A 17382-nucleotide genomic window follows, 5' to 3' on the forward strand; every position below is an offset into this window, starting at 1 on the left:
AACTTATTCATTTTCGTTTCATACATTATATATGAAATGTAATTACTATATTTTGTCGATACATAAGTACATCATAAAAAAAACCGCTCCACGACTAGCGAAACGGTTTCCTTCTGCTTACATTTAAATATTTCATTCAATTGTTGGACTACGTTTTAAAATATTTTTTAATATATGCACCACATCATTCGTTCATTCTTAATGCTCACTTCGACTTTACAAAGTAATATAAAAACCATACTGCATGATTTTGTTCATCCGCAGCTATTCTCCGTAACAACTCTTTCAAATGTACATCCGATGTCTCATCTGAAATTTCCAAATAAAAATCTACTGTTTTTTGTTCATCTTGTATAGCGAACTCTAATCCTTGTAAATACGTATTTGGGCAGTCTTCAGTAATTTGTGGTTTTGGCTGCCTACCAGTTAAGTTCGTATAAATTTGTACAAAGTTGTGGAAATGCTTTATTTCATCATTACGAATTTCAAGAATTTGTTTTTGTTCTACTTGATTTGGAGCCATATTCGCTAATTTTGCATAGCAGCTTATAGCGCTATACTCTCCATTTATAGCTTTTTCAATATCACTAATTAACTTATCATTCTGCCTATACCAATCATAATAATTCGAATTATACATCATATCCCCCCATACTTTCGCTTAACATTTTATGCATTTAGAAATAGTAGGAGCCTGTGTATATAACGGGACGGCTTTAGATTGAAAGAAAAGTTTGAGAAAAGGGTCTATTTTGTAAAGGAATTGCTTATTCATAAAGTGAAACTATAATCAGTGGGGATTTTACTACACGGCAAATAGCGGATAAAATATCACTATTTTTTTGTACGCTGTTGCTATAAATTCGCGAATGAATCAGGTTTCCAACCAGATGTGGTGTTGAGATGCGAAGCTATTATGAATCCAGTCATATAACTAGGAGGTACCACTATGCCATCTTTATTTAAAACTATGGCCTTCCAGCTGAAAACCGAAAGACTTGAGCTTAGTATGTGGGAGGAATCCGATTCCGTTTGGCTGAGCAAATTAATTGGCGAACGTGGCGTGGACATTCCAGCCGTTGATTCCGTTCGTAACCGGCTTATTGAGATGCGCAAGAAGGCAGACGAAAATGGTATTTCCCTTCTCACTATTCGAAGGAGAGACGAAGGCGATTTCATTGGGTACTGTGGCTTAATTATCGGTCGTTCCACACTTGAAGAGCCGGAGATTGCATACGAGTTGTTCCGCAGCGCTCATGGTAAAGGTTATGCGACTGAGGCCGCATCTGTTGTACTGGACGCGGCGATTGCTACTGGGCGCCAAAGACTTTGGTCGACTGTAGGTGCTTGGAATATCGCTTCCCTCCGGGTACTAGAAAAGATAGGATTTAAGCGGCATCACAGTACGTGGGATGATGAACGTGGTGAGATTGTTTGGAACGTACGCGATCTTTAAAGATTTCGCCTTAATTCTAAACACTACACTTTTCAACAATCAAGCATTTACATTGAGAAAAAATCACAAACAAGCCGTTTCACTAATTAGTGAAACGGCTTGTTTTTAAGCGTTCAATTCTGTTTTATGCCCTTTTACTACACTACGTTTGAGTGCAGTTGCTAATATAGTAACCATACTTACTATACCAATCCAAACGAGTACAGTAACAGGTGTATTCCAGCTTAACCCTTTTCCGAAGAAGAAGATTTCTCTTAGGCCTTCAATCATAAATTTCATTGGTAACCATGAGTAAACCCAGTCTTGATAAAACGGAGACAACATCTCAGGTGCTAATGATAATAACGGTGCCCCGAAGAATAGTAATAAAGCGAATAAACCGATTCCTTTTAGCCCAACTAATGATAGTACTGCAGATATCATTAAGAAGAAACTAAAAGAAGTAATGGATAAGAATAGAGCTGTATCCGTGAAGTTCGAAATATTTAACCCTACCATCCCATCTGCAATCCATGTAAGACCAAACCCAATTACAAGTGTCGCAATAGCTCCTGTTACGATTTGTTTTACTTTTAACAGAAAGTTTTCTTTTCTTGAGCTTACTGGCATTTTACTAATCGCAATAAAAATAATCGCTGCACTAGCTAAACTTGCAATCCATAACGGCTGGAATAATGATATTGGTGAGTTACCGTTCGCACTATTTTTGCCGACCCCATTCACATTTTTCACGTTCTTTACAATAGGTGTTACTAATTTCTCAGCTTGATTTGTTGTTACAGTAGCTCCTTTTGCTTTCAATCCTTCTAATATTTGTGTACGAACAGTATTGTTCATATTATCAACAATCGCCTGTAATATTTGCCCTGCCATAGTTGATGCAGCCGTATTCATTCCTTGATTAATATATATTTCTATCTCAGGTGAAGATGGCTGTGGTGTTCGTAACGACGCTTGTTTTGCGCTAAATTCTTTCGGGATGACTAATGCCGCGTAATACTCTTTATTGTTTAATCCCTTTTGAACGGCTTCTTTATTTTTTACTTCTACCCACTTCACTGCGGGTTCTTCCTCTGATTTCGCTGTTTTTTTCATGTTATCAACGATCGTTTGCCCCATATTCATTTTCGGTTGATTTGGAATTTCTACACCTTGATCCTCATTTACAATTGCAATTGGCAAGTTTTTCGGCTGCGGTTGAACAGTTGGAAATAGCGTTAATGAAAAAATAAAAACAACAAGTAGTGCAATAACTGGTGATAAAAATAAAAGTTTATTTTTAAACATTTTCTTTTCTCCTCCCTTAATTTGATCTATAATAACCAACAACGTGTTGTTTATTTATATTTTGAATTATATGTTCGAGTTGAACCTTATACAATAATCAAAAATCGTGAATGTGTTGGTTATAAGACACATTTTCCAAATGTGTTGAGTAAAATTAAGGAGGGATATGCTTTGCGCGATAATAATTTAGATTTGCGTGTTGTTCGTACGAAAACTGCCATACGAAATGCATTGGTGGAGCTAATTGAAGAAAAAGGTTTTGACGCCATTACAGTGAAAGATATTACAACGAAAGCAAACATTAATCGCGGTACTTTCTATGCGCACTATCAAGATAAATTTGATTTAATGACAAAATGCCAAGAAGACATTATGTACGAGTTTTCTAGCATTGCTAAACAGAAATTCCCGGAAGTTATTGCTGACCTTGGATCAAATCCTTCTCCAACAATGCCATTTATACTTATCACTTCTATTCTTGAATTTCTAAATGAAAATAGTGATTTTATGAGAGCTGTACTAAGTCCGAAAGGAGATTTATCTTTCCAAACAAAACTGAAAGACTTTATGTGGAAAACATTATTTGAAGATACGAATGGTCCTCTCATTAATAAGGAGAATTTACTTGTTCCAAGCGAATATTTAACTTCTTATATGGCATCTGCACATATAGGTGTCATCCAACAATGGTTAAATAATGGACAAAAAGAAACACCTGAGGAGATTGCTCGCTTTTTATCAACAATCGCAGTTCATGGACCTTTTTATGCTGCTGGCTTAAAGAAATAAGCCCGCTTGCTTAGTAATTTCTATTATTTTATTAATAACTTGAAATTTATGTTTCTGTAAAAAAAGCTGTTGAAAGGACTCCCCTTCAACAGCTTCTACATTATTAACGATATAAACGAACTGCACCTGCAGAATTATCATCTGCTTGTCCAACTACTTCAAATTTCAATCCAAATTTCGGTAATTTACGTCCTGCATCTGGGATTAAATCATTTATATACAATTTAGAGTCATCAAACTTCGTTACACCTGGTAATCCTTTGTAATCATATGTTCCGCGTGTTGGAGATACCACTTTCCATGCTGGCGTTTGGTTAAGGGAGAACGCAGCATCTGCGATTTGGAATCGTGTACTATTTTTAACAGTTGGTTTGCCGTTTAGTGTTCCAACAATTGCCTCTGGGTGAGAGTCAACAACTCCTAAGAAACCTTCACCTGGATGTAAACCAACCCAATTATCTGTAAAGCTAGAGTCTGCATACCATACTAGCAGACCTGTATTATATGGTACACCACTGCTATATTTTAACGCTTGATCAGCACCAGCATAGTTTCTCCACTCTAAATAGTAGTTATGCTTCTTCTTATCAAAACCGTCTGCTACAACAAAACCATTTAATTTAAATTTCGTTTCGCCTTCTGCATCATCAGAGAACACAACATTTCCATCTACAGTTAATGTAGCATTATCAAAAGTAAAACCGGTCGGCGCTAAACCACCATCTGTAATGTATTCGAATACTAATTTTACTTTTTGACCTTTGAATTTGCTTAAGTCATAAGACTTATCTACCCATTTACCATCTGTTGTGTCTAGACCATTTTTTACATTTTTTTCACCAATTCGATCCACTAACGTTTTCGTACCATCTTCTTTCACTGCATGTACTTCAAGGAAGTCATAATCCGTTTCAATTTCATACATTGATTTATAATCAAACCTCGCATTTGTTGCATTTGTTAAATCAAACACTGGCGTTTCTAATGTTGTATGAAGGTTATCACCTTTTGTACTATAGTAGTACTTCTTACCGAATGCAGGCTGAATACCTTTCACCTCTTTATCTGGTAAGTTAACACGAATCAGACCAGGACGATTTGATTTCGTTACACTTTGATCTAAATACGTCGCATAGCCAATACCACGATTTAATTTATTATAGTCAACCTCTACAATATTGGCCCAGTTTCCACCTATGTTCTTTTGAAAGAACTCTTTGTTTTGCGGAGAGAAACTCGGTGGCGTTGTTCCTGCAATTTTACCAGCCCAGCTACCGCCACTCATAACAGACCAGGAGTTAATTGGCTCACCTGCTCCTGTGTACTTCGTATCATACTCATCTGGAAGACCTAAATCATGACCAAATTCATGTGCGAATACACCAACCGCTCCGTCTTCTGGCTCAATTGTGTAGTCGTATGCTGCCATCTTACCGCCCCAGTTATCAACTTTTGCTTTTGTTCCTTCAATTGGATATGGTGTTCCAAGGTGCCAACGATGTGACCAAATTGCATCATCACCTAGTCTACCACCGCCCCCATCTTGCCCAACTCCAGCGTGAATGACCATTAAGTGATCAATCAGACCATCTGGTTCATTTTTATTGCCATCACCATTATTGTCATATTGATCGTATTCGTCAAATTCAGATAAATCAATACCACTTTCTACAGCCGCATTTAATGCCTCTTTTACAAAATCACGAGGTCCTTTTGGTCCCATATTATCATGACCGCCATCTCCTGCATCTGCGCCATAATCTGCCGCATTACCAGGAACTGTCAACCACTTTGTTACTGTGCCATCTACTGTATAACTACCGCCAGATTGCTCTTCATAATATTGTTTAAATGTTGGTACTTTTGAACCATCAAAGAGTGTAAATGGCTCATTACCAAATAACATTTTTTGATAATGTTCTGGATTAAAATCATTTGAATACATATAACCTGGTACTTGATCAATATTGTTATGCTTAAAGTCCGCAAACTCTACTAGCAATACGAGAACTTTATCTTTACGAACATCACCGTTATATTGTTTTTGCTTCGCTGAAGTAGTTGGTACTTGGCCGTTTAATCCCCCTTTAACCGGCTCTTGTCCCGCTACTGGACCACTAGCAGGTTGATCTGCTTTTTCTTTCTCATCTGCTTTTGCATCTTTAACTTTTTTCAAAAAGTCAGCCGCTTCTCTCGTAACACTATCCCCCGCTGCTGGTTCTTTTCCCGCATTTTCTCCTTTTTTCTTCTCTACGTATTTTTCAACAGCTTTTAATGTGTCTTCTTTCGACGTAGATTCATTAATTACACCGCGTTTCTTGAGCGCATCTGCTAAACGCTCCTCTTGAATTAAATTTTCATCAATGGGACTTAAAGTTCCTCCATTAGACGGCGTTGCCGCATAAACAGATTGACCCCCATACCCAAATGTGCAACTAAGCACAGCTGCCGCCGCAAGCGTAGACAGCACTTTAAAAGGTTTTTTCTTCATCCCTATTCCTCCCCAATATTAAATAAGATACAACGTTTATATATTACGGAAAATTCAGAAAATTATCAATGCATTGTCTGAATTTGTAATATTTTCGAAAAAATCCTTTGTTTTAGATGAACATACATTCTGATTCATCAATATTTCAGAAAATATTGATGAAAGTTGATAAAACTATTAAAATCATAAAGAAATCGTCCACTATATTTAGTGGACGATTTCTTTATTTATCTAAAATACAACTACAACACTTCAATATATCCTTCTGTTCCATGTACCCGAATTCGTTGCCCGTCTTTTATTAGTTTCGTAGCGTTCTCTACTCCAACAACTGCTGGCAGGCCATACTCACGTGCAATCACTGCTCCGTGCGTCATAAGCCCGCCGACTTCAGTGACTAACCCTTTTATAGAAACAAACAAAGGTGTCCACCCAGGATCGGTAAATGCCGTAACTAATATATCTCCATCTTCCAAATTCGCGTCTTCCATGTTTAAAATAACGCGTGCTCTCCCCTCAACCACTCCAGAAGAAACAGGCAAACCTACAATTGCTTCAGCCGGGAGATTTTCGCGTTTGTACTTACCTGTAATGATTTCTCCATCAGACGTGATAACACGCGGAGGTGTTAGTTTTTCATATAATTTGTACGCATTTTTTTGTTTATGAATAATCTTGTAATCTAGTTTATTTGTGCGGACGACTTCGTGAAGTTCTTCAAAAGTTAGATAGTATATATCTTCTATTTCATCCAGAACATTATTTTGCACAAGTTTCTCTGCTTCTTTCAGTAATGCCTGCTTATATATGAAATAACGATGAATCATGCCGTATTTCGGATATTCACGATAACCGATGAAATTGCGGAGGTTACAAATCATTCTCTTCGTCTCTTCTACTTTTTGTTCCCCATCCGGCAAGTGCTGCAATCGCTCTAACAGCTCTGCTTCTTTTTTCAAAGCTTCCTGCAGCCCTTCTTCAAACTTCCGCTTACTAGCACCATATTCAAAGTCCCTTATATGATTTAAAATCATCGGTATAATTGTAGCTGGCTGTTCACTCCAGCGCGTTTTCGTAATGTCAATTTCTCCGCTGCATCTCATTCCATATTTATTTAGAAAGGCATCGATTGCATCCCGAACTTTTTCCCCGCCTTTAAACTGAATTAATTCATCTAAAAATCTGTCATCTTCTACATGCTGTAAATACGCAATGACTTCCGGATACGGCCGGATCACATCTGCCACATCCAATAACGCTAGCCCCATTTCTGACGTAATATTATGTTGTACAGATTGTGAAAGTACATCTGCTGCATTCTTTTCCCCTAGCCATTGTTCTATTTTTTCATTGATCCATGATAAAGCATTCATACCTGCCATAATTACAGCCATACTTTGCGGATCAAATAATATTTTCTTTAATTGCTGGATATCTTCTAAAATAAAACTAAGTACATCTGATCCTGATTTCATTTGAATGTTTTGTTTTAACTCTTCGATCGATGCTTCACTATTCTTTATTAAATCCGTAACGATTGCTGGATCATTTTCGATTTGTGGTTGTGAGCCTGCAGGCGGCATTCTCTTACTATTTTCTTTTTCATCATCCGGTAACAATTTGATAAAATTATCTCGCTCTATTACAGTCATTAATGCATCTTTAATAAGCGGCTCCGACTCACCTATTGTATTTAATAAAAACTCCCTACTTGCAGGTGAAGCCAATCTTTGTGCAACATCAACAAACAACCTTCCCCCAGCTTGAAACCTTGGTCCGAAAGATGTTAACTGAAATAAAGACATTCCTAATGGCTTCAAAGGATCAGTCATCATTTGCTGGTGACCGACCGATACATATACGTGATTTTCCCCATCATTTACTTCTGGAATTGGATATAAAGTCGTAATCGGCCTACTTTGGACTATATAAAATGTATCATCAACTAAGCACCATTCAATATCTTGCGGACAACCAAAATAAGCTTCGATTTGTCTTCCGATGCGTGCTAGTTGTAAAATTTGTTGTTCAGTAAGTGTTTGAACTTTTTGCTGATTAGGAGAAATTTTCTTTCTCTCTGTTCCGCCTTCTTTTCGTCCATAGATGGCTAATTTTTTCGTTGCGATGACCTTTTCGACGATTTCGTCTTCTTTTACCTTATAATTATCGGCAGAAACCAATCCAGATACTAGCGCCTCGCCAAGTCCAAAGCTGGCATCGATTGACAACACCTTCCTATTCGAAGTAATCGGATCCGCAGTAAATAAAATCCCTGAAGCCTCAGGGAAAACCATTTTTTGAATGACAACACATATAGAAACTTGATTATGATCAAAACCGTTTTGCATTCGGTATATAACCGCCCGATCTGTAAACAAAGAAGCCCAGCATTTTTTAATATGCTGCAAAATGTTTTCTTTTCCAATAACATTTAAATACGTATCTTGTTGACCAGCAAACGAGGCATACGGTAAATCTTCAGCAGTAGCACTCGAACGCACTGCATATGCATGTTCATCGCCAAAGTGCGAGAGATAATGAGCTACTGATTCCACTACATCAACTGGAATTTCCACCGCCATAATGACTTCTCTAATCTGCTTACTAATTTCGCCAATTCGATCTCGTTCCTCAATTTTTAGCATTGCTAATTGATTCAATAAAGTTTGAAACGCTCCATTTTTTCCGATGGCCTGTTCATACCCTACCGTTGTAACACAAAATCCTTCTGGCACTTGTATCCCTTGAATATTGGATAACTCCCCTAAATTCAATCCTTTTCCACCAACGAGAAAAAGCTGCGTTTTTTCTATTTCCTGAAAATCGAGAACGAAAGAACTCATTTGGCACCTCTCCTTACTATTCATGTGTTCTTGATTGTAACAGTAGTAAATGAGAAGAAACAGTCTATTTCGAACGTAAATTACATGATATAATTAAGTTAGGAAGAGATCATCACTTCTATTTCCCCTCTAATTCACTTCAATTACATCACCAAACTTAAACATTCTTTTATTATGAAAAGCAATCATTAGACATAATGGATTTCTATCGAACTTTGTTATGTCTTTTTTATATAAATCCATATTGTAATATCTTTATAAATCTTTTATTAAGCCATAAATTCGCCTCAAGAATAGTAGAATCTGTGACTTTAAAAGCAATATTTTTTGTTTGCACTTTATATAAATTGATATGAATCCCTCTTAATTCTAGGACTAAATTATTGTTTTTTAATCCCGCATTAATTCTTTTCTCAAATTCGCCAAAATGAATTTTCAAGATTAGGGAACTATAATGTCGTATTAAAATATATTAAGGGGGAGAAAAATTGGACAATGAAATGAATTATGGAAGTGATTACAAGTTTATTCCAGCAACTTCAATTGAAAGTGGTCACGGCATCGAAGTATTGCCTGATTTATTTTGTTACACGATTCAAATCGTCAATATATGCTTTGTTGGAAATCCTAAGACCAATGATTTTGTTTTAGTTGATGCTGGAATGCCTAAATGTGCAAATGAAATTATCTCTATCGCTGAGGATCGATTTGGTACCAATAGTCGCCCAAAAGTAATTATTTTAACTCACGGCCATTTTGATCATGTTGGGGGAATAATTGAACTCATCAAGTATTGGGATGTTCCCGTCTATGCACATCAAATGGAGCTACCGTTCCTGACTGGACAACAAAGCTATCCAGAACCAGACCCTACAGTTGAAGGTGGTATGGTAGCGAAAATGTCTCCTCTGTTCCCAAACGAACCAATTGACTTAGGAAATAACGTAAAAGCGCTACCTACCGATGGAAGTGTTCCCCATATGCCAGAGTTTAGATGGATTCATACACCAGGACATACTCCAGGGCATATTTCATTATTCCGAGAAAAAGACCGAACTTTAATTGCTGGGGACGCTTTTGTTACAGTGAAACAGGAGTATCTATATAAAGTCATAACTCAAGAACAGGAAATAAGCGGTCCGCCTCGTTATTTAACAACAGACTGGAAAGCCGCTAAAGAGTCAGTTCTTAAGCTAGAGAAGTTAAAGCCTCTAACCGCTGTTACTGGACATGGAATACCGATGTCGGGTGAATTGCTATCAACAAGCCTCAAAACACTCGTTCAAGAATTTGATAAAATTGCTGTACCTGATTACGGAAAATATATAGATAAAAAGATGCATTAAACGCGGGAATACTTTGTTTATTTTTATATTAACGAATCAGAATATGATACAAAATCAAAACACCAAAAAATATTAAGTTTAATATGAAAAAAACTGTACTTAGGCAACCTCTCTATTATAAGAATGGAACTATCCTTTGTGAATAAAGCTCGATATTCCGCAAATACTATCCATAGTATAAGCCTGCTTCTTACCCAGGTTGTACCTCTTACCATTAAAGGGTGATTAAAACGGGTTACGCTATATAAAAGCATAATCCGTTTTTAATGAAATATTGTATTCCATATACATTTAAACAATGGAGGAAAATAATGAAACATATTGTTGCCTTATTAATTAAGTACACAGCGATAACTGCAGTATTGCTAATCATGCTCAGTATCTTTCAAGGCATTTCAATTCCTAAAGTATTATTAATTTCTCTTTTCCTTACGGGAACTGCCTATTTAATCGGAGATCTCTTCATTTTACCTAAATACGGAAATGCGATTGCTACAATGGCAGATTTCGGCTTAAGCTTTTTCGGAACTTGGTTACTAACATCCTTGTTTACTAATTTAGATGCTACTCGTAATATTGGATTTTCTTCATTTTTAGCTGCTTTAATTATTGGCGGAATAGAAGTTTTCTTCCATATTTATATGCAGAAGTTAGTACTGCGTAATGACAATAAATTAAGAGAACATAATCATATTCCCCATGATAAATACGCTATGGAGATATCAGATGAATATATGGATTCTTCCACAATAAATAAGTCCAAGCTTGAGGATACACCTAAAAAATAAAAAAGTGGCCAACGCCACTTTTTTATTTTTGTTTATTACGCTTGGTCAGAATTTCTTACATGTAATGGAGGTGGAACTACCCATCCCTTTTTCTTACTTAAACGTAGCAGAGTTACACCTGCCTGCGCTTTTTTCATATGAAATTGTCCGAATAACATACCTACATCTTCTCGAAGGCATTTTCCCATTACTTGACTACATGTCACAAGTCCAGCTGCTAATCCTGTAGAAACAGCTGCAGCAATTTCAACATCATTAATACGCGCTCCCGGAGGAATGTCTTCAATAGATGCAACTGGTCGTTCTGGAGGAGCAGGCGGTAAAGCGACCCCATTAATCTTTAAAAGAGCTTTTAATTCTTCTATTTCCGAATTCATATCATTTTCAATTAAGCCTTCTAAAAACTTCTTCAAATCTTCATCACCTGTGTGATTCATAAACACTTGATGACTTGCAATTGCACCCTGTGCAGCAAGAAGATAACTCCAAATGTGAAATACTTCTCCGTAATGTAAAGGTTCATTTTGAGGATTTCCACTTAATATACCCATTTTTAAATTCCTACCTTTCGAAAATATCATAATAAATATTGATTTCAATATTGAAATCAAATTTTTAAGTATGCTTTTTCCTGCAAAAGATTTTCTACTATGCATGGAAAACACCTTTCCAACACTGCGTGTTTATTGTTTAGGAAAGTAGTTTACAAATTAAATACTCAAAGATTATGAAAGAAGATTATCAATAATCTTTGAGTGAGAATCTGTTTAATATAAGGTTTTTTATTTTTATGAATACACAAAAGAAATTGATTTACATATTTGCTATATTTTAAGCCAATTTACTTAGCGGTTAGCTCTACCACCAAGTTGTTGTTCTGCCATTGCTACTAAACGTTTTGTAATTTCACCACCAACAGATCCGTTTGAACGAGCTGTTGTATCTGCACCAAGTTGTACACCAAACTCTTGTGCAATTTCATATTTCATTTGATCAAGAGCTTGTTCAGCGCCTCGAACTAATACTTCATTACGACTTCCACTATTATTTTTTCCCATATTGTTTCACCTCCGATGTTTTTAATATGCTACAAATTATGAAATAATAATTATCCTTTTTATGGAAATTAGATTATGAATAAAAATTGATTTTTTTCTTAAAGTAGGGCAAAACATATAAGAAAGAATAACTGATATAACATACTTTCATAACAACACTATGTATACTTTCTAATTCCCTTCAGTAAACAAAAGAAAGATTTCTATTTCACCAAGAGATTAAATAAAATTATGTTTTGAGACATAATCCAAAAGGAGATATGAGATGAAAGCTGTAACCTATCAAGGACCAAACCAAGTACAGGTTAAACAAGTGGATGATGCAAAATTAGAGAAAAAAGATGATATTATTGTAAAAATTACTTCAACCGCTATTTGCGGTTCTGATTTACATTTATATCAAGGCAACATGCCCTTACCTCAAGGATACATTATCGGCCATGAACCAATGGGAATCGTTGAAGAAGTCGGGCCAGATGTCACTAAAGTGAAAAAAGGCGATCGTGTTGTCATCCCATTCAACGTTTCTTGTGGACATTGTTTCTATTGCCAACATGAAATGGAAAGTCAATGTGATAACTCAAACCCTCATTACGATTCTGGTGGATACTTTGGTTATACAGAGAAATTTGGTAATCATCCGGGCGGACAAGCAGAATATTTAAAAGTTCCTTTTGGAAATTTCACTCCATTTGTTATACCGGAATCATGCGAACTTGAAGATGAATCCCTACTATTTCTATCAGATGTTTTACCAACAGCCTATTGGAGTGTAATAAACGCAGGCGTTAAGCCAGGTGATACTGTTATCGTCCTTGGTTGTGGACCTGTTGGATTAATGACACAAAAATTCGCTTGGATGCAAGGTGCTAAACGTGTAATTGCAGTGGATTACTTAGATTATCGGATGAATTATGCAAAAAAGATTAACAATGTTGAGGTATTTGAGTTTACAAAATTCCCCGATATGGGAGAACATTTAAAGGAAATTACACGTGGCGGTGCTGATGTAGTTATTGATTGTGTGGGGATGGATGGAAAAAAATCGCCTCTAGAATTTCTGGAACAAAAATTAAAATTACAAGGTGGAACTCTCGGTCCTATTCAAATCGCTACGAAAGCCGTAAGAAAATATGGAACGGTTCAAATGACCGGCGTTTATGGTGGCAATTATAACGCCTTTCCACTCGGTGCATTTTGGGTTAGAAATATTAATCTTAAAATGGGACAAGCACCTGTCATTCATTTTATGCCGGAACTATTTGAAAAAATAACAAATAAAGAATTTGATCCAAAAGAGATTATTACACACAAAATTCCCCTTGAAGAAGCGAGTTATGGTTATCAGATTTTTAATAATCGTGAAGACGACTGTATAAAAGTCATTCTGAAGCCTTAAAGCTACAATTCATTATTCTTAATGAAAAGATAAGATTACATTTCGTAATCTTATCTTTTTTTATTAAATGCTAAGTATCTATCCCCTATTTTCATCTCACATCTAAAATAGTTATTTTCAAAAACTTTGCATTTTGAGGTAATAAATAATTGGTAAAAACATGAATTAAAGTATTAAGTAACCAAATAGCGGACACGATAACAATGTTAACTAACTTAAAAGTGATGTTGATTATATTGCTGCTCCTCTTAATTTTGTTTCTATGAACTATTAAACGCCACTGTTACTTACTTATAATCTCCCTACCTCTATTCACATATAAAATCCCTATATTGTAAACAAAGAGGAGGGACTTGTCCCCCCTCTTCTTTTAATTTTTCTTTAAAAGAGTTGCTCCTGCAATCCCTGGATGTGTCATTTCGAATGGATCTAGAATTAACTCTAAGTCTTCTTGTGACAATACACCATTTTTCACACAAAGTTCTCGAACGGATTGGCCTGTTGCAATTGCTTCTTTCGCAACGCGAGCTGCTGCTTCATAACCGATATGAGGGTTCACGGCTGTAATAATTCCTACACTTTTCTCCACATACTCTTTTAAGCGATCTTCATTCGCTTCAATTCCTTTTAAGCAATTATCTGTAAAGGCACGGAAACCGTTATTCATAATGCTAATCGATTGCAGTAAGTTGAAAACAAGTACTGGTTCCATCACGTTTAATTCTAATTGTCCTGCTTCTGAAGCAAGGCAAATTGTATGATCATTACCTATTACTTGGAACGCAATTTGATTAATAACTTCTGGCATAACAGGGTTTACTTTCCCTGGCATAATAGATGAACCTGGTTGACGAGCTGGTAACATAATCTCTGCTAAACCAACACGTGGACCTGATGCCATTAAGCGAAGGTCATTCGCAATTTTAGACATATTCATCATACATACTTTCAGTGCTGCAGATACTTCTGTGTATGCATCTGTATTTTGCGTTGCATCTACTAAGTCTTCTGCACCAACTAGTGGTAGTTCACTAATTGCAGCTAAATGTTTTACAACTGCTTCAATATATTCTGGATCTGCATTTAAGCCTGTACCAACTGCAGTTGCTCCCATGTTCACTTCATATAAGTGTTGACGTGATTGCTGAATTCGTTTCATATCACGTTCAAGTACACGAGAGTACGCCTTAAATTCTTGTCCAAGGCGAATTGGCACAGCGTCTTGTAAATGTGTACGACCCATTTTAATCACATGGTCAAACTGTTCTGCTTTTAATTCAAATACATCATGCATATAACCCATCGTTTGTAATAAGCCTTCTAATGCATTTAATGTTGCGATATGAATCGCCGTTGGGAATGCATCGTTTGTTGATTGCGCCATGTTTACATGACTGTTTGGACTAATATAATGATAGTCTCCCTTTTCCATCCCTAATAATTCAAGAGCACGATTGGCAATGACTTCATTTGCATTCATGTTCATTGAAGTACCCGCTCCGCCTTGGATTGGATCTACGATGAAATGATCATGCCATTTTCCATCAAGAATTTCTTGAGCAGCCTCTGCGATCGCACCGCCCTTGTTCAATTCCAATCTTCCTACATCTGTATTCGCAAGCGCTGCTGCTTTTTTTACAATTGCGATCGCTCTAATTAAACTTTCATGAATTTTATACCCTGTAATCGGGAAATTTTCAACAGCGCGTAAAGTCTGAATTCCGTAATATGCCTCAATAGGTAATTCCTTTCCTCCCAAAAAATCATTCTCCACTCGCACGTTCTTGTTTGTCATTGCCATTTTAATTTCTCCCCCATATTAAATGTAAAACCTAAATAAATCATATGAAGTCATTACCAATCCTTATCAGATTTTATTGTTAAATCGTAGGCTAAAGGCTCTTCAATAATTTTTTTAATCTCTTCTAATTTATTAGTTTTCCCAAGCGCCCACATCAATTTTGCTATGATGGCTTCCGTATTCATATCTCCAGACAATATTACTTGATGTTGCGCCACTTTCCGTCCTACTTCATAGAGAAGTATGTCTTCTCCTTCTTCCAGGCATTGAGTAGTAATCACTACAGCAATCCCCATTTCAGTCAACTCTTGAATTTTCGAAAGCAAGTTCCTTCCTTCAAAAGGTAATCCACCGTTTCCAAAACTTTCAATAATAATCCCTTTATACAAATCTTTTAAACAATCAAATACCTCAGGCTTTGTACCTGGATACAATTTCATAAGAAAAACATCCGTACATAAATTAGTATTTATTGAAAGTTCACTATGTGAGGAAGTCGGCTTCCAATGATATTTCACTTCATCTTCATTTACCTCAGCAACATATGGATAATTCACACTTTCAAATGCATCATAACTTTTTGTTCGCATTTTAACTGCTCTCGTCCCAATAATCACCCTACTATCAAAAACAATAAACACACCGCCAACATCCTCACCGGCAAACCTAAGAGCATCAGCTACATTTTTCTTTGCGTCTGTCTTTTTAAAACTAATAGGTACTTGTGAACCTGTTAAAACAACTGGTTTTCTTAAACCTTGCAGCATATAAGATAACGCAGAAGATGTATAAGCTAACGTATCCGTTCCATGTGTAATCACAAACCCGTCATAGTCATCATAGTGATTAAAAACAGCATTAGCTATTTCTTTCCAGTGCTCAGGTTGCATATTGGTACTATCAATATTCATTAAGATTTTGCAATCTATTTCTAAGTTTCGAGAAGACTTAGAAAAATAATTCAATAATTCCTCAGCGGACAATCCTGGAACAAGCCCCTCATTCCCCTCCACAGATGCAATTGTCCCACCAGTTGCAAGTAATAAAATTTTCTTCATACACAACCCCTCCATAAAATAAACAACGATATATCGTTCGCGTAATGCGTATTTATATTTATCATTATAGAACTTAATTTGAATTAATCAAGATTTTGTATTCAATACGCGTACTTTTTTTCTATTCTTGATTCTTTTTCTATGTTATAATTAATTTAATAAAATTAGATGGGGTATGAGATGAATGCTGGAACGTTTATCTAAATTAAGAAAAAATCAAAAATGGTCCTTACAAGAGACAGCAGATCGACTTGGGATTGCGAAAAGCACCTATGCCGGGTATGAAAATGGTTATAGATTACCTTCATTACAATCTTTATCAAAAATAGCCGATTTATTTGATACATCTGTAGATTATATATTAGGCCGAATTGAACATTCACATCAAAACAAAGATGTAATTGATATTACAAGACTCCTAAACGATCCAGATCCAACACTTTTAATAGATGGAGAAGCACTGTCAACAGAAGAGATAATAGATTTTATTGCTTTTGTGAGAAGTAAACGAGAACTAAGTTCCAAGAGAATAGAAAATATTGAACCAACATGTAAAAGTTGATTCAATAAAAAACGAAGACACTGTACTCTTTAAACTTAGAAATACTTAGACAATTAATTTGCAAACGGTTTATATAATGAATTCTTAGCAGCTGGCCTCATTCGGGGACTTATACTTGGAAACAATCCCATTGGTTATATGATTCAATTATTTTTCATCATTTGTATAGTGGTAGCAGCTATTTTCGGAGGTTTCACATCCAATAAATCAATTATCATGAAACAAGGATTTCTCGCTATTTTAGCGTTGCTTGCCCTTTTATCTGTCATATAGAACTAAAACTTTTCAATAAAGGAACTCACTTTTGAAGAATACGCCATTCTTTCTGTAGATTTATAAGAAAGAATGGCGTTTTTGTATGTCTATTTCTGTATCGAAAGAATTTGAAAGTATAACAGAATTTAAACAAGAATTAGCAAAGTATATAAAATACTATAATCATGAAAGAATCAAGGAAAAATAAAAGGAAATGAATCCAGTATTGTACTAGGCTCATTCCCTAGA

14 protein-coding genes and 2 pseudogenes are annotated in these 17382 nt (G+C 35.9%); 8 read left to right on the forward strand and 8 right to left on the reverse strand.

Features of this window, described 5'->3' with window-relative positions; all coding sequences use genetic code 11:
- Positions 1 to 205 precede the first annotated feature (205 nt).
- Positions 206 to 640: a ferritin-like domain-containing protein gene (locus MHH55_RS09525; protein ID WP_000282831.1), complete on the reverse strand. Its 435-nt coding sequence runs from the start codon at positions 638 to 640 to the stop codon at positions 206 to 208.
- 309 nt (positions 641 to 949) lie between these two features.
- Here MHH55_RS09525 and MHH55_RS09530 point away from each other — a divergent pair, with 309 nt between their 5' ends.
- Positions 950 to 1456, forward strand: coding sequence for a GNAT family N-acetyltransferase (locus MHH55_RS09530; RefSeq protein WP_001139523.1), 507 nt, complete (start codon positions 950 to 952; stop codon positions 1454 to 1456).
- Between the two features lie 105 nt (positions 1457 to 1561).
- On the opposite strand, the gene MHH55_RS09535 is transcribed toward MHH55_RS09530, so the two are convergent.
- Positions 1562 to 2743, reverse strand: coding sequence for a YhgE/Pip domain-containing protein (locus tag MHH55_RS09535; RefSeq protein WP_033695839.1), 1182 nt, complete (start codon positions 2741 to 2743; stop codon positions 1562 to 1564).
- 171 nt (positions 2744 to 2914) lie between these two features.
- On the opposite strand from MHH55_RS09535, the gene MHH55_RS09540 reads away from it, so the two are divergent.
- A complete protein-coding gene (locus MHH55_RS09540) occupies positions 2915 to 3532 on the forward strand; it encodes a TetR/AcrR family transcriptional regulator (RefSeq protein ID WP_001205505.1) in 618 nt (205 codons plus the stop codon).
- Positions 3533 to 3635: 103 nt separating this feature from the next.
- Here the strand turns inward: MHH55_RS09540 and MHH55_RS09545 are convergent, their stop codons facing one another.
- Positions 3636 to 6023 carry an immune inhibitor A domain-containing protein gene (locus MHH55_RS09545; protein ID WP_000728991.1) on the reverse strand — a complete coding sequence of 796 codons (2388 nt, stop codon included), beginning with the start codon at positions 6021 to 6023 and terminating at the stop codon, positions 3636 to 3638.
- A gap of 242 nt (positions 6024 to 6265) precedes the next feature.
- A complete protein-coding gene (gene ppsA, locus MHH55_RS09550; protein ID WP_000094183.1) occupies positions 6266 to 8866 on the reverse strand; it encodes a phosphoenolpyruvate synthase in 2601 nt (866 codons plus the stop codon).
- A 488-nt stretch (positions 8867 to 9354) separates the two neighbouring features.
- Between ppsA and MHH55_RS09555 the strand changes: the two genes are divergently transcribed.
- Together MHH55_RS09555 and MHH55_RS09560 are read left to right on the forward strand one after the other, a co-directional pair.
- The gene (locus MHH55_RS09555) at positions 9355 to 10212 is read left to right on the forward strand and encodes an MBL fold metallo-hydrolase (RefSeq protein WP_063245350.1); all 858 of its coding nucleotides are present in this window, start codon (positions 9355 to 9357) and stop codon (positions 10210 to 10212) included.
- Positions 10213 to 10523: 311 nt separating this feature from the next.
- Positions 10524 to 11000: a YndM family protein gene (locus tag MHH55_RS09560; protein WP_000680665.1), complete on the forward strand. Its 477-nt coding sequence runs from the start codon at positions 10524 to 10526 to the stop codon at positions 10998 to 11000.
- 35 nt (positions 11001 to 11035) lie between these two features.
- Here MHH55_RS09560 and MHH55_RS09565 read toward each other — a convergent pair whose 3' ends face one another.
- The gene (locus MHH55_RS09565) at positions 11036 to 11551 is read right to left on the reverse strand and encodes a DUF3231 family protein (protein WP_078186777.1); all 516 of its coding nucleotides are present in this window, start codon (positions 11549 to 11551) and stop codon (positions 11036 to 11038) included.
- 294 nt (positions 11552 to 11845) lie between these two features.
- Entirely contained in the window at positions 11846 to 12058 is a 213-nt protein-coding gene (gene sasP, locus MHH55_RS09570) for a small acid-soluble spore protein, SasP family (protein WP_000517671.1), read from the reverse strand.
- 265 nt (positions 12059 to 12323) lie between these two features.
- Here sasP and MHH55_RS09575 point away from each other — a divergent pair, with 265 nt between their 5' ends.
- The gene (locus tag MHH55_RS09575; protein ID WP_000649086.1) at positions 12324 to 13457 is read left to right on the forward strand and encodes a zinc-dependent alcohol dehydrogenase; all 1134 of its coding nucleotides are present in this window, start codon (positions 12324 to 12326) and stop codon (positions 13455 to 13457) included.
- Positions 13458 to 13827: 370 nt separating this feature from the next.
- Here MHH55_RS09575 and aspA read toward each other — a convergent pair whose 3' ends face one another.
- Complete coding sequence (gene aspA, locus MHH55_RS09580) at positions 13828 to 15258, reverse strand: aspartate ammonia-lyase (protein ID WP_078186776.1); 1431 nt, start codon at positions 15256 to 15258, stop codon at positions 13828 to 13830.
- Positions 15259 to 15311: 53 nt separating this feature from the next.
- Positions 15312 to 16316 carry an asparaginase gene (gene ansA / locus MHH55_RS09585; protein ID WP_078186775.1) on the reverse strand — a complete coding sequence of 335 codons (1005 nt, stop codon included), beginning with the start codon at positions 16314 to 16316 and terminating at the stop codon, positions 15312 to 15314.
- A gap of 184 nt (positions 16317 to 16500) precedes the next feature.
- On the opposite strand from ansA, the gene ansR reads away from it, so the two are divergent.
- From ansR to MHH55_RS36400, 3 genes and pseudogenes are all read left to right on the forward strand, one after another.
- Positions 16501 to 16878: an HTH-type transcriptional regulator AnsR gene (ansR, locus tag MHH55_RS09590; protein WP_000893569.1), complete on the forward strand. Its 378-nt coding sequence runs from the start codon at positions 16501 to 16503 to the stop codon at positions 16876 to 16878.
- Between the two features lie 57 nt (positions 16879 to 16935).
- Positions 16936 to 17151 (forward strand): annotated as a pseudogene (locus MHH55_RS09595) (DUF1304 domain-containing protein); the annotation flags it as partial.
- A gap of 103 nt (positions 17152 to 17254) precedes the next feature.
- A pseudogene (locus tag MHH55_RS36400) lies at positions 17255 to 17341 on the forward strand (IS3 family transposase); the annotation flags it as partial.
- Positions 17342 to 17382 lie beyond the last annotated feature (41 nt).

Source organism: Bacillus sp. FSL K6-2944, from assembly GCF_038005385.1.
Taxonomy (GTDB): domain Bacteria; phylum Bacillota; class Bacilli; order Bacillales; family Bacillaceae_G; genus Bacillus_A; species Bacillus_A cereus.